At 57.4% G+C, this 13,783-nt stretch carries 13 protein-coding genes; 7 read left to right on the forward strand and 6 right to left on the reverse strand.

The features are described from left to right. Window positions 1–240 precede the first annotated feature (240 nt). The 3 genes from K3F44_RS16140 to K3F44_RS16150 form a co-directional block, all read right to left on the reverse strand. On the reverse strand, window positions 241–900 hold the full coding sequence (locus K3F44_RS16140; RefSeq protein WP_220632583.1) for an inovirus Gp2 family protein: 660 nt from the start codon (window positions 898–900) through the stop codon (window positions 241–243). A 484-nt stretch (window positions 901–1,384) separates the two neighbouring features. Then, the gene (locus K3F44_RS16145) at window positions 1,385–1,597 is read right to left on the reverse strand and encodes an AlpA family transcriptional regulator (RefSeq protein WP_220632584.1); all 213 of its coding nucleotides are present in this window, start codon (window positions 1,595–1,597) and stop codon (window positions 1,385–1,387) included. Window positions 1,598–1,658: 61 nt separating this feature from the next. Next, window positions 1,659–3,026 carry an Lrp/AsnC family transcriptional regulator gene (locus tag K3F44_RS16150; protein WP_220632585.1) on the reverse strand — a complete coding sequence of 456 codons (1,368 nt, stop codon included), beginning with the start codon at window positions 3,024–3,026 and terminating at the stop codon, window positions 1,659–1,661. Between the two features lie 150 nt (window positions 3,027–3,176). Between K3F44_RS16150 and K3F44_RS16155 the strand changes: the two genes are divergently transcribed. Continuing rightward, window positions 3,177–3,845, forward strand: coding sequence for a hypothetical protein (locus K3F44_RS16155; protein ID WP_220632586.1), 669 nt, complete (start codon window positions 3,177–3,179; stop codon window positions 3,843–3,845). Between the two features lie 316 nt (window positions 3,846–4,161). On the opposite strand, the gene K3F44_RS24850 is transcribed toward K3F44_RS16155, so the two are convergent. Beyond that, a complete protein-coding gene (locus K3F44_RS24850; protein ID WP_259406999.1) occupies window positions 4,162–4,362 on the reverse strand; it encodes a hypothetical protein in 201 nt (66 codons plus the stop codon). Between the two features lie 168 nt (window positions 4,363–4,530). Here K3F44_RS24850 and K3F44_RS16165 point away from each other — a divergent pair, with 168 nt between their 5' ends. Beyond that, window positions 4,531–5,337: an HNH endonuclease gene (locus tag K3F44_RS16165; RefSeq protein ID WP_220632587.1), complete on the forward strand. Its 807-nt coding sequence runs from the start codon at window positions 4,531–4,533 to the stop codon at window positions 5,335–5,337. 246 nt (window positions 5,338–5,583) lie between these two features. On the opposite strand, the gene K3F44_RS16170 is transcribed toward K3F44_RS16165, so the two are convergent. Further along, window positions 5,584–5,814, reverse strand: coding sequence for a hypothetical protein (locus tag K3F44_RS16170; protein WP_220632588.1), 231 nt, complete (start codon window positions 5,812–5,814; stop codon window positions 5,584–5,586). A gap of 160 nt (window positions 5,815–5,974) precedes the next feature. Here K3F44_RS16170 and K3F44_RS16175 point away from each other — a divergent pair, with 160 nt between their 5' ends. Continuing rightward, window positions 5,975–7,606, forward strand: coding sequence for a methyl-accepting chemotaxis protein (locus K3F44_RS16175; RefSeq protein ID WP_220632589.1), 1,632 nt, complete (start codon window positions 5,975–5,977; stop codon window positions 7,604–7,606). A gap of 249 nt (window positions 7,607–7,855) precedes the next feature. On the opposite strand, the gene K3F44_RS16180 is transcribed toward K3F44_RS16175, so the two are convergent. Then, window positions 7,856–8,797 carry a helix-turn-helix domain-containing protein gene (locus K3F44_RS16180; RefSeq protein ID WP_150572278.1) on the reverse strand — a complete coding sequence of 314 codons (942 nt, stop codon included), beginning with the start codon at window positions 8,795–8,797 and terminating at the stop codon, window positions 7,856–7,858. A gap of 699 nt (window positions 8,798–9,496) precedes the next feature. On the opposite strand from K3F44_RS16180, the gene K3F44_RS16185 reads away from it, so the two are divergent. From K3F44_RS16185 to K3F44_RS16200, 4 genes are all read left to right on the forward strand, one after another. After that, on the forward strand, window positions 9,497–10,555 hold the full coding sequence (locus K3F44_RS16185) for a phenylacetaldoxime dehydratase family protein (RefSeq protein WP_181088914.1): 1,059 nt from the start codon (window positions 9,497–9,499) through the stop codon (window positions 10,553–10,555). Window positions 10,556–10,647: 92 nt separating this feature from the next. After that, window positions 10,648–11,514, forward strand: coding sequence for a transporter (locus tag K3F44_RS16190; protein WP_220632590.1), 867 nt, complete (start codon window positions 10,648–10,650; stop codon window positions 11,512–11,514). Between the two features lie 36 nt (window positions 11,515–11,550). Then, the gene (locus K3F44_RS16195; protein ID WP_150571254.1) at window positions 11,551–12,075 is read left to right on the forward strand and encodes a group 1 truncated hemoglobin; all 525 of its coding nucleotides are present in this window, start codon (window positions 11,551–11,553) and stop codon (window positions 12,073–12,075) included. Window positions 12,076–12,263: 188 nt separating this feature from the next. Then, window positions 12,264–13,778 (forward strand): amidase, encoded by a 1,515-nt coding sequence (locus K3F44_RS16200; RefSeq protein WP_220632591.1) that lies wholly within the window; start codon window positions 12,264–12,266, stop codon window positions 13,776–13,778. Window positions 13,779–13,783: the final 5 nt, after the last annotated feature.

Raw genomic sequence — 13,783 nt, forward strand, 5'->3', positions numbered from 1 at the left:
GGGCGACCAGTACGTTCTGCACTAGCCCCCTAAGAAAGCAGACGGTCATCTCTTACTACACCAAATCCATGTTGTCGGACTCTGTACACCTTGGTAGGTGACTTTACAGCTGACGTTGACACCCACAGGCAGTAGGGCCAGAAGGCTGATAGGCGCGTTCGCGACCTCATCGACAGCATAGATATCGGCGAGCAGCATGAGACGCCCCCAGCTCGATCATGGCGTGCTACACGGGACCCATTATCCTCTGCTACAACCGAACGCACGGCATCGACTACCGTAATCCTTGGTCTCAGCCTTGCAGAGGTAACTGATCCGATGGAAGTATCGATCCATTTCTTCCGGATCATCCTGAGATAGGTGGAACGTGGCGTTTGCAGGGATATTCACCAAGCCATCAGCCTCCTCGAACGGAATCCTCAACGCACTGGCCCAAGCAGCTTGAATGCGGCTGTATAGATTCTCCCTCTCTGATTGAAAGCACCCCACCTTGTGGTACGCATCCCGATTGAGCAGCAGCACGAAGTGGTAGTGTGGCCGCCCCTGCCGCCCAATCTCCCTGACCCAGCACCAGCGAACACTAGTTCGATGAGCAGAGCCATTCAGACGCTTTGAGCGATTACGAGCTGATTGAATCCTGAAGGTCAAGGAATCGACAAACCTAGAGATTACGGTATTGCGTGAGTCGGGTAATGAGTCGTCTGGAAAACGCGGATCGAAACGTAACGCGAACACCTCGCGATGATCGCTCAGTGCTAGCTGAGTCGTTTCGTACAGTCGTTCAAGGTATTCGGAAATGAAGGGGGTGTAGGACATCATCACGGGAAGACCGCGAAAGCTGTCCTCGTGGTGCAGGTGAAGATTGCTGTTGCCGATGTGACGCTTGGATTGGTAAGCCATGAGAGGGATCCGCTGAGTGAATGCATAAACTCAGGGGGATGAGTATTTATTTACGGCTTGATCACCAATGGACTGCCCTCGGATCAGCGTCTGGCGCTGATCCTGTGACTGGCTGAGCTACAGAAGAGTGAAGGAGTTCTGGTGCTTACCCATTGAGAGGGGAAGCCTAATAGCCCTCTGAATAGAACCTGGATTGGTGCCTATATTGATGAGGTGGTGATGAAAGGATCTATTAGTCTTTTTGAAGGTCAGTGATAGATTAATCTAATGATTAATAGATGGTGTATTAATAATACTAATACAGAGATCCACCACCGCGCTCCAGCGAGAGTAGAGCCGCGAATTACCGGAGAGCGCGGGGAGAACGTAGTCTTTTCAGTGATTCAGAGACTCTGGAACTAAACCACCGACTACTGAGACAAGTTCAAGGAATGCCGCCGGATGACTAGACGCAAGCTCACCCATCGACTGCTTTCGCCGACCTTCAGCATGACTGTGCTGCGAGCGACTCGTGAGCATCACGCGCATTAATCCGCGCTTCGACCCAAGCCTCTACCTCACTCTCCAACCACGCGACCGCGCGCTCCCCTAATGACACCGGTTTCGGAAATTTCTCCTCGGAGATGTATTTGTACAGCGTCGAGTTCTTAAAGCCGGTAGCAGCCAATACTTCTTTCTTACGGATCAATTTCTTCATGGCCGCAGCCCTCTGATTGGTTCAGAGGATGGGTACGTTCCATAAAAAATGACCCAATCCTTTAACGCTCAGCCCTTGGCGGCGTGAGCAGGCCAAACTCATAGCGCTGCTCCAGAGGGATATCCGCTTCATGAGTAAACGACTCTACCCCACCCAGAGGGTCATGCCCGAGAATTAGACAGCCTTGCTCAGTAGATCCTAGGACCAGTAGCGTAATGGCCTCATAGGCGTTCACATCTGACACAGGAATGATGCACAACTCTAACCACTCGAAAAAAATCCAGTCGGCCTGTTCGAATCGTGACTTGTATTCCTCCGCCAGCTCCAACGCCAGCCCACAGAAGTGCTCAATGATCACTTGCCAGTCACGCTCTCCTCGCTCAGCGTTGAGAGGTAATGAAGGCGCAGGCTTACGCAGATCACTACAGATCATCTTTCGCAGCTCGTTGTCGACATGACCCGCGGGTGCCCCGAGGGTGGACCAGTGGTGCGATAGCAGATACGAGGCGTACCGGGACAGCAGCAACTGCAACACCGCAAAGACCTCCGGCCGCTGCCGCCACAAAAATCGGAGCACAGGCCTTGGTGTCATGCTTCCATTCACTGATGACTTCTTGGCTGCTATGACATCATTGCGAAGCCTATCGCCATGATGTTGGAAGCGCCGCCCGTTGTCTTCAAGGGTCCAGTGACTGAAAATCTGGAACCCTGGCGTCTGGGTCAACTGCCGGTGACCCAGGTTGAGAAAATAGGTGCTCATTACTTTTCTGGAAAGAATCGAGCAGGACACCCCTGCGACATAGCTGCGGATAAACCCCAGATCCATCAGCCTGCGCAACCTTTGCCTCAAAGTGGCGGGTGCCAGCCCCGTCAACTGAACCAGCTTCACGTTTCCAAGATTACTGACCACCCCAAAAGCATCTGCGCGGCTCAACAGGGCAGCTAGTAAGAGTCGGTTAGCCAGGCTGAGGTTGCCCCGGCGTCCCGGTGGAACCGGTTTACCGAACTCATCAATCAACTTCTTTGACTGGACCGCGCCTCCTCCATCACCACCGTCATCAGGCCCCACCGCACGAATGACCGGGCCAGCGATCAAGCGTTTGATGAGTCGCTCGTGGATAGAGGTCGGTACCTCACTCGCCCCCAGCGCGGCCGCTAGATCGGCTTGAACTTGATAGCTGTAATTGGGCCTTCCCGAAGACCCAGGCGTCGACATCGCCTGTTTAACAAGCCACCCGGAATCGACGAGTTGCGCCAAGGCCGATGCGGCAACACGAACAGGAAGACCTAATAAACCCGCCCGCGCCTCAACGGTGCGCGACTCCTCATCGGCCAGCCCGAAATGCTGCACAAACGCCACCAGGACAAACTTTACCTCCGGCTCGACGTGCTTGAGCGGCATAGCTAAAACGCCAAGGTAGTGACTCAACGTGCTTTCTCACTCATCATTTTAATACCGGTAATATACCCTATATATACTGAAGCATATAAATCATATATGTAACGCATAACGCAACGCATAACGCATTACAAAAATCACCCGATTAGGGTATAAATAGTCATTGATTGGAGCATCTAAATGGCTACGAAAATACCTGGCCTAGACTGGCTGAACCGTCGAGATGAAGCTCAGCTAGCCTGGGCCAATGCATACCTACGTCGCCGGGGCACCAGAAGCCTCTTCGGTCTTTTAAAAGTGACCCACAGTGATTTATTGGCGGTAGGGAGAGTGCTTGAAAGCTCAGCTCATGGCCTTATCACGCTCAACGCCATGAAAAATGCCTGGCGCCAGAAGCAGTACCGCAGCCCTCAAAACGGTAAGCAAGCCCGGACTTTTTCGCTCCCGAGCGCCTCGATAAAAGCCCTTTCACGCCTAGCGAAAAGTAATGAGCAGAGTGATACGGCCCAACTCATAAATCTGATTGAGCATGCCAATGAGAGCCACCGCGCCGCACAGAACGATGTCCGACAGCAGGCGGCCAAGGAAAAAACAGCACTTCGAGATGAGAGACAGAAGTCAGCCCGCTATAAAATTCAGTTAGACGTAACAACGGAGCACTTGGAGCGCTGCTTGAACGCGTTAGCCAAATGGGAGCTTTCCATAGCGGAAGCTCAGCCGCCGTTCAACGGGGATGAAGCAGAAGCAGAGAAGTTGGCCAAGAATAAGTTGGACATGGTAAGACGGGACATTCAGAGAGCAACCCTGAAACAGGACGTTGCGACTCCCAGAGCTGGGATGACACCATAATCCTTCCCAATACGCTTATGCTAAGGCCAGAACTGTCACGGAGTCAGATTTCCTTACGAAAGATAAATTATGATCTGGTATTCCAAAAAGTATTCCAAATTAAAATAAAAACCGTTAATTTCGTTATAAATCAGTATCTTATGGCATCTGTTCAGATTACCCCGGCTTGAGTTGAGAGCGTGAGCTCTTGAGAAACAGGGGGACAGTCGGTTCAAGTACGAGTAGCAATCTGCGGCCAACAAATCAATAGCCCAGCTTCTCCACATTCTCAGCCACCTGCCCGCCATCAAACTCCGAAAACCGCTGCTTTAACCGCTCAATGGTCCAACGCCACCTCGGCGTAGCCGGCCTGCACACCGTCGGTGCTTTCTTGCCTACCGATCAGCATCCATTCATCAGAGAGGATGCTCGGCGAGTTGATGATCATCTTCTCCAGCAACACCTCGCTGGGCAATTGGCCCGGGCGCAGCTTGTTGAGCATCAGGTCGACACCCCAGACCTCTGTTTTGGTCGACACGCGTGGAGTGCTCCGAGACATGCTTCGCGCCACACAGTAGCCGGGCTGACAGGTAGCCAACGATTTCGGCAGGCGACGCTGCGGTGGGGACTACGAGTACACCTGAAAAACCTGTAGGAAGATTCCTCTTTTTGATAGGCTTTTTGCCATCACCCTAGAGGAAATGGAATGCCGGTCGTCATCGTCGAGAACGACACATCGCAGTGGGAAGACCAGACGGGCGCCGTCTACCACTTCCCTAAGCGTTACCAGAACTGGCTGGCCCAGGGCACGAACGTGATCTATTACAAAGGGCGCATTCAAGATAAGGCCTTTGCTTCCGCTCGTCTCAGCAACGCTCCGCATTACTTCGCCAAGGCCCGTATCGGCAAGGTGTACCCTGATAAAGGCAGCACAAAAGGAGACCTGTTTGCGTTGATCGAGGGTTTCACTCCATTCGAACAACCCGTCGCGGCAAAGGTGGACGGTGAATACCTTGAAACCATCCCCACTAATCGCCTCAAAAACTACTGGCGAGACGGCGTTCGGCCAATCTCCGCCGCTGACTACGATGCCATTCTGCATCACGCCAAATTTGGGGCAGTCGCGAATGAGCAGCCCTCAGAAGCCAACACAGAAAGTGATCCCCTGATCTTCGAATCAGCCAACGAGGGCAGCCAGCAGAGCTACTTCGGCACTCGATATGAACGCCGAAAAGATTTGAGGACGAAGGCGATCGCCATCCATGGCCTTGAATGCAAAGCCTGCGGATTTAATTTCGAGGATGCCTATGGTGAGCACGCCAAGGGTTTCATTCATATTCACCATGTCGTACCGATTTCGGACTTTGGTGGCGAAAAAGCTGTGAACCCAGAAACTGATCTTGTGCCCCTTTGCGCCAACTGCCACGCAGTGGTCCATCGCAAGCGAGAGATGACTTTGAGCATCGAAGACCTCAAAGCCATGTTGCGCGGCCGTTGGGTAAATACGATATAGACGCGGCCGCACCGACCGCAGTTTCCGGCTCTGGCGCCGTTGCGCCGCAACAACGTGTGCGGCGCCACACCCCAAACGCCTGCCGAAACGCATTACTAAAATGCGGAAAATCTGAGAACCCGTACTCCAACGCCGCCTGCGAACCGCTCCTCACCTACCCCCTCTCAATCACCGCCCGGCTAGCAATCAACCGCTCCCGCCAGATCTCCTCTACCGGCGAGTTCTGATACCGCGCAAACGCTCGAATCACCGGTAGATGCGTTCATGCTGCAGCAGCACCACTGAACTGGCCGCCTTGCCCCTATGGCCAATCAGCTGTCGCAGCAACATAACCACGGTGCGGGCGTCGTCCAGCACCAGCGCGGGGAGTCGTCGATGTGAATCAGCAGGTGGGCCGAGCGCCCCCCAGAGGTACAGCGGCACCGACAGCGAGGTGGCGCCCAGAGAGCAACTTCCGTTGACCTGCAGCGCACCCAAACCAAGTCCAGAGCAACAAAAAACCTGTACAAAGAACTTTCTCTGTACAACACACTCATACGGATTGATATCAAAACGTCACTATGCGAACGCTTCCCGCATTCCCATGCGTGGCAGCCCGCGTAGCACCCCCGCCAGGCCTTGAAAGGTAACACCCGCAATGTTCGACAATTTCAGCATTTCAAAAAAGCTGTACACCAGTTTCGGTCTGGTCCTGATCATCATTGCAGTCCTGGTGCTTTCTGCCTTACGCGGCTTCGACCAGGTCAGCAGCAGCGTCAAACGCAACATCCACAGCTACGACGTGCTCAACCGTTCACACACCATCCTGAACAGTCTCGTCGACATCGAAACCGCCATGCGCGGCTTTGCTCTGACTGGGCAAGACAGCTTTCTTGAGCCGATGCTGAAAGGTGAAGCGACCTTCGCCAACTCGGTTGCGCAGGTCAAAAAAGCGACTCAGGACAACCCAGAGCAACAAGCACGGCTGGATCGCCTGCAGGTGGTTTACCAGCAGTGGCTGCAGCAGGACATGCAGGCCGCCATCACCTTACGTCGAGAAATCAACGCTGAACGCGCAGCGCTGACCACCCTCATCAGCCAAATCAGTTCAGGGCAAGCCAAAGCCAAGATGGATGCAATGCGCGCAGTCATCACCGAGTTTCAAGATGCAGAAAAAGCGCTGCAAGAAGAACGCAGCACCCTCATGGACGACTCCAAATCCACGGCTTTTACCATTCTGGTAGTGGGAGGGGTGGCCGCAGCGATCCTGGCAATACTGATCGCAACGCTGCTCACCAAGACCATTACCGGACGCTTGAGCCAAGCGGTCACCCTCGCTCGCAACATTGCTGATGGGCGCTTGGACAACAAGATAGAAGTTGCAGGCAACGACGAAGTGAGTACGCTTCAACAAGCCTTCCAGGCCATGCAAGACCGCCTACGCGCCATGATTCGCGAGATTGGCATAAGCGCGGAACAACTGGTGGGTGCAGCCGACAATATCTCGACCGCATCGCTGCAGCTGTCGACCTCAGTTCAAGAGCAATCACACTCGGCGTCGTCAATGGCTGCCACCGTTGAGGAACTGACGGTGAGCATAAACCACGTTTCCGACAACGCTGTCGAAGCGCATGCTCAGTCCAGCGAGTCAGGCCGCCAGTCCAGTGAAGGCGGCAGCGTCATTCAAGAGACCCTGGAGCGCATGAACCTGATCGCACAAACCGTAGAGGCCTCAGCATCGCAAATCAGCGACCTCGACAATCATGCTGAGCAAATCAGCAGCATCGTCAGTGTGATTAAAAGCATTGCGGACCAGACCAACCTGCTTGCACTAAATGCCGCGATTGAAGCCGCTCGAGCGGGCGAGCAGGGTCGCGGGTTTGCTGTCGTCGCCGACGAAGTCCGCTTGTTGGCACAGCGCACCGGCAACTCGACCCAAGAGATCACCGAGATGGTGAAAAGGATTCAACTGGGTACTCGTGATGCTGTGCAACAGATGGAGGTCGGTGTTACCCAGGTGAAAGGCGGCGTCGATATGGCGCAACGAGCGGGTGATGCGATCGTCGGCATTCGTCAGTCTTCGGGTGACGTGGTTCGTATGGTTGACCAGATCTCTCTGGCCCTGCGTGAACAGACTGCAGCCAGCCAGGACGTGGCTCGCAATGTTGAACGGATTGCGCAGATGTCACAGCAGAATAGCCAGGCGGTGGAGCAGACCACCGAAACTGCTGGCACGTTGCAGCAGTTGGCGCAGGGCCTGCACAGGCAGGTGAGTGTGTTTAGGCTTTGAGTAATTAAGAGTATGTGCGTCTGAGGAGATAGCTTCGAACCTAGCTGGGCATGGCATGGCTACATTATTCCCGCCCTGCCCTGTTGGTGCTGTGCATCGCGATGTAGCTGGGGGAAAATCCCCCGGCTCATGTGACGATCGCAAACGGGAGATTACTTTGAGCATCGATGAGCTCAAGGCAATGCTGCGCGGCCATTGGGTAAATACGATATAGACGCTGCTACTTAGCGCCGACCGCAATCTTCCGGCTCAGGCGCCATTGCGCCGCAACAACGTATGCGGCGCCACCCCAAACGCCTTCCGAAACGCATGACTAAAATGCGAAAAATCCGAAAACCCAAACTCCAACGCCGCCTGCGAAACACTCCTAACCTGCCCACACTCAATAGCCGCCCGGCTAGCATTCAGCCTTTCCTTCCAAATCTCGGCCACCGGCGACTTCTGATGACGAGCAAACGCCCGAGTCACTGTCCGCGTGGACACATGATGCGCCACCGCAATCGTCTCGATCGACAACTCCGGCTCAGTCAAATGCCGTTGTATGTAGTTCATGATCCGCCCATACAAATCCAACTCTTGATGGGTGGTCTTCAGGTCCTGCAGCTCTAGGCTGAGCACCAGCAAATCAATGATGGTGTTGGAGTAGCGCCGGGAGATGCCTTCATCCTGCAGCAGCGCGACTGAGCTGGCCGCCTGGCCGATCATCTGCCGCAGGGGGATCACGCCGGGGCGGGTTTCGTCGAGCACCAGTGCGGTGAAGTCGCCGATGCGCGGCAGGCGTTGGGCGAGCAGTGGCCGGGGGATGCGGATCAGGTGGTTTTCGGTACCACCGAGGCTGAAGCGGAACGGTTGGGTTGCGTCGTAAAGAAACAAATTACCGGCGCTGAGGCTGGCTTTGCGGGTGTGTTGTTCGATTTCGCCGTAGCCGCCGTGGGTGAATCCGAGCCAGATGTCTTCGGCGGGGTCGCTGCGCAAATGCTGCTCGGAGCGCACCCAGTGGTGCAGCGGCGACGACAGGGTGGTGATGTCCAGGGGGCCAATTCCGTTGACCTGCAGTGCACCTTCAAAATCGCTCTGTGACGAGGGTTTGCTGTCTGCCGACAGGCAATGGTGGCAGACCACTTCTCGCCAGTAATCAAAGCGGCGTGCGGGTGAAACGGCAAGGGTTGTGTAGTGGTTGGTCTCAGCCATGATGGCGCTCACCTTGATGCAACAACGGGAGAAAACGGGGCACTGTTACCGCCGGTGGTACAGGCAATAAACACGCCAGCGGCTTGTGGTGGCGCGAGAGTGTCTACTGCGGGATTGCGCAAACGTGTGGCTGTTAACAGCGTCAACTTCTCTCCCCATTTCAGGGCAAAAGTCCTGTTTTACGTAGTGCGCCGCACCCTCTTGGTTCGTGCTCAAGCGGGTGTTTTGGTGCTGTCTTTTCCAACCAAACGGTTGTCCTTGCGAACAAAGCGGGGCTGGTGAGTCCTGCCTAACTTTGACCTTACGGCAAATCAGCAAACCGTGCCGATGAGGTGAGCCCATGCAATTCAAACAACAACAGCAAGTGGCAGATGAGTTGAGGTGGCTGCATATGCGTGACCTGGCGCCTGAGGAGTTTTTGTCGTGGGTGCTTGAGTGGGGGGGATGTGCGGTGCGGGCTCGGTTGGGGAGGGGCTTGCTTAATGCCATCGCTTTGAAAGCGAAAAATTGGGTCTGGTTTGCGTGGGTTGGGGGCTGCTTTGCAGCCCTTTCGCGACACAAGGCCGCTCCTACACGGACCGTGTCCAACAGGGCTACCGCGTCCAACGGGGCTGCTGTTCGGAGGAGTGCGGAGCGTTTGAAAGCAATGACCCTGAATACTGAGCGTGTGCCTGAAATTAAAATAATGAGGAGCCTGTGATGGAGTCTGCAATCGACAAACACCTCAAGTGCCCGCGCACGTTGTCGCGCCGGGTGCCTGATGATTACCAGCCGCCCTTCCCGATGTGGGTGGGCCGCGCTGATGAGCAATTGACTCAGGTGGTGATGGCTTACCTGGGCGTGCAATACAAGGGTGACGGCCAGCGTGAGCAGGCCTTGCAGGCGATGCGTGACATCGTTGCCAGCTTCAGCCTGGCCGACGGCCCGCTGACCCACGACCTGACTCACCACACCGACAGCAGCGGCTACGACAACCTGATGATCGTCGGCTACTGGAAGGACGCCGGCGCTTACTGCCGCTGGGTGCGTTCGGCCGAGGTGGAGGGCTGGTGGAGTTCGCCGCAGCGCTTGAACGACGGCCTGGGTTATTACCGTGAGATCTCTGCGCCGCGGGCAGAGCAGTTCGAGACGTTGTATGCGTTTCAGAGCGACTTGCCGGGCGTTGGCGCGGTGATGGACAACACCAGTGGCGAGATCGAAGAGCACGGTTACTGGGGCTCGATGCGCGACCGTTTCCCGGTGTCGCAAACCGATTGGATGAACCCTAACGGCGAGCTGCGGGTGGTGTCTGGCGACCCGGCCAAGGGCGGTCGGGTGGTGGTGGTCGGCCATGACAATATCGCTTTGATTCGCTCGGGCCAGGACTGGGCCGCGGCGGAGGCGGCGGAGCGTTCGTTGTACCTGGATGAGATCTTGCCGACCTTGCAGGACGGCATGGACTTCTTGCGCGATAACGGCCAGCCGTTGGGCTGTTACAGCAATCGCTTCGTGCGCAATATCGATGCGGACGGCAACTTCCTCGACATGAGTTACAACATCGGCCACTGGCGCTCGGTAGAAAAACTCGAACGCTGGGCGGAATCACACCCGACTCATCTGCGCATCTTCGTGACCTTCTTCCGAGTGGCGGCGGGGCTGCAGAAGTTGCGCCTGTACCACGAGGTGTCGGTATCGGATGCGAGCAGCCAGGTGTTCGAATACATCAACTGCCACCCGCACACGGGCATGTTGCGTGACGCGCAAGTAAACACCAACTAACAACGAACTCCACGTTTAGCCCTGCACCTGCCGTTGTTACGGCAGCGGGGCTCTTTTTGCCCGAATTTGGGCTCACAATAAGGACTTGGTCCATGAAACAGCTCCGTTACCTGATGCTCGCGGCGGCCGCGCCGTGCCTGTCTGTGCAGGCAGTTGAAGTTGCGCCGGGGGATTATGAAGTGCTGCCGGTGGGTGCAACCATTGGTGTGGTCTATTACCAGCACTCCACCACCGACAGCCTTTACGCCCAGGGGCACAAGGCCAGCTCGGACTTCAACTTGACCTCCAACGTCGGCATCTTGCGTTTGCTGCATGTATATAAATTGACCGACCGGCTGACCATCGAACCGCAGTTTCTGTTGCCGTTCGGCCATGTCTCCAGCGGCGGTGACGCTTCGGCCCTGGGCAGCGCCAGCGGTATCGGTGACCTGACCCTGACCGCGCCGCTCAAGTACCGCCTCAACGAAGCCAACGACACGGTCGGCGCTACGGTTTATCTGGTCGCACCGACGGGCAACTACGACCGCAAAGACGGGCTCAACCTGGGCGAAAACCGCTGGAAGGTCGACTTGCAGGCGGCGTACATCAAGCACTTCGGCGAGAAGTGGGCAGTTGACCTGGTCGGTGATGCGATCTGGTACGGCGACAACGACGACTTCGGCGCCAACTCGGCCCGACGTGAACAGGATACGTCCTACGCAGCGCAGTTGATGGGGCGCTACATCATCGACCCGGGCACGTCACTGGCCCTTGGCTTTGGCCACACCTGGGGTGGCGAAAACAAAGTCGACGGCAGCAACCAGGACGACCGCGGCGAGACCACCAACTTCCGCGTCACCGCGACCAAGTTCTTTACCGCTCAGGACCAACTGCAGATGCAACTGGGGCGTGACCTCGCGGTAGAAAACGGCCCGAAAGAAAACTTTCGCCTGAACCTCAGGTACGCCCGGGTCTTTTAACCGTCTGCCGATCCTCAGCTGAAATGGAGCATCCACATGACTGACCAAAACGCTTCCACCGAGCAACAACCTTCGCTGTACACCCGCCTGGGCGGCTACGACGTGATCTACCAGTTCGCCGGCGCGGTATTGCGCAAGACCATGGGCCACCCGGCCATTGGGCATATCTGGGCGCATATGTCCGAGTCGACCTTTCAGAAAGAGCACATCAACTTTGTCGACTTCCTCTCCCAGCACTGGGGTGGCAGCGCCAAGTACCGCGGCCGCGACATGGTCACCGCACACCGCGGCATGGGCCTGACCGAGGTGCACTGGCAAGCCACGCTGGATTGCCTGGAGGAGTGCTACAACGACTACGACCTGGCGCCGGAGCTGCGCAAGGAGGTCAACGATTTTCTGGTCAAGTTCAAACCTGCGGTGATCGGCAGCCCGTCCTACCGCGACGTGGTCCTGGCCAACCCTGAGATGGACCCAGCCAAGGGCATGAAGAGCGTCGGCGTGGTCTGGCCCGCACGTGGCGAAGCGGCGGCACAGGCCGCAGTACCCAAGCTCGAGTCGTAACACCGCTCGGCCACATAGATGAGGCTCAGCGCCTGGCGCAGGCAGTCCTTCTCAACCAAGCGACTGTCCTGCTCAACCAAGTGCCGGCCACGCGCTGGCGCTAGCTTAGTAGCAGGCCCAGCCGCGGCGGGCCTCTCGCACAGCCATTTGCCAGGCCCTGAGGCCTGGCATCGGAAACAGGACACACCATGGCCATCACCCGCCCGACGCTCGAACAACTGCAGGCCCTCGCCGCGCGCCTGCATCTGCAGCTGACACCCGAGCAAGCCAGCGAATACCTGGCGCTCATGCAGCCCAGCCTGGACGCCTACGACCTGGTCGACGAGCTGCCCGACTTCACCCCGCTGGTGCGCTACGAGCGCACCGCCGGTTATCGCCCGTCCAGCCGGGAAAACCCGCTGAACGCCTGGTACTACCGCACCGAGGTGATGGGCGCAAGCTCCGGCAAGCTGCTCGGTAAAACCGTTGCCCTGAAAGACAACATCTCCCTGGCCGGCGTGCCGATGATGAACGGCGCCGCGCCGCTGGCCGGCCATGTACCGGCGTTCGATGCCACCGTGGTCACCCGTTTGCTCGACGCCGGGGTGACCATCCTCGGCAAGGCCACCTGCGAGCACTACTGCCTGTCCGGCGCCAGCCACACTTCGGACCCGGCGCCGGTGCACAACCCTCTGCGCCCGGGCTTCAGTAGCGGTGGCTCGTCGTCGGGCAGTGCGGCGCTGGTGGCGGCCGGCGAAGTCGACCTGGCGGTGGGCGGCGATCAAGGCGGTTCGGCGCGTATTCCTGCGGCGTGGTGCGGCATTTATGGCCTGAAGCCGACTTTCGGCCTAGTGCCGTACACCGGGGTGATGGCGGTCGAGGCGACATTCGACCATGTCGGCCCGATGACCAGCAATGTGCGTGACAACGCGCTGATGCTGGAAGTGATGGCCGGGGCCGATGGGCTCGATCCCCGCCAGGGCACGCCTGAAGTCGACGCTTACAGCCACTACCTTGATCGTGGCGTGCGCGGCCTGCGCATCGGCATCCTCAAACAAGGCTTCGAGCTGGCCAACCTCGACCCGCGGGTTGCCAAATCGGTGCGCAGCGCCATCACTCAGTTCGAAGCGTTGGGCGCGGTCGTCGAGGAAGTCTCGGTGCCCGAGCACACCCTGGCCGGCACATTGTGGGGCCCGATCGGCTGCGAAGGCCTGACCATGCAGATGATGCACGGCAATGGTGCTGGCTTTAACTGGAAGGGGCTGTACGACGTCGGCCTGCTCGACAAACAGGTCGGCTGGCGCACCCAGGCCAACGCCCTCTCGCCGTCGCTCAAGCTGTGCATGCTGGTCGGCCAGTTTGGCCTCGACCACTACCACGGCCGCTACTACGCCAAGGCGCAGAACATCGCCCGCTTCGCCCGTGCCGGTTACGACAAGGCGCTGGAGCAATACGACCTGCTGGTGATGCCGACCGTGCCGATCATCGCCCAGCCGCTGCCAGCGGCGGATTGCTCGATCACCGAGAACGTCTCGCGGGCATTGGAAATGCTAGGTAATACCGCCGCCCAGGACATCACCGGCCACCCGGCCATGTCCATCCCCTGCGGTTTGGTCGACGGCTTGCCCGTTGGGCTGATGCTGGTTGGCAAGCATTACGCCGAGGGCACTATTTACCAGGCGGCGGCGGCATTCGAAGGCGCGGTGGACTGGCGCACGCTGTAGCGCAA

Origin of the sequence: Pseudomonas sp. S07E 245, from assembly GCF_019599025.1 — a bacterium.
GTDB lineage: Bacteria > Pseudomonadota > Gammaproteobacteria > Pseudomonadales > Pseudomonadaceae > Aquipseudomonas > Aquipseudomonas shirazensis.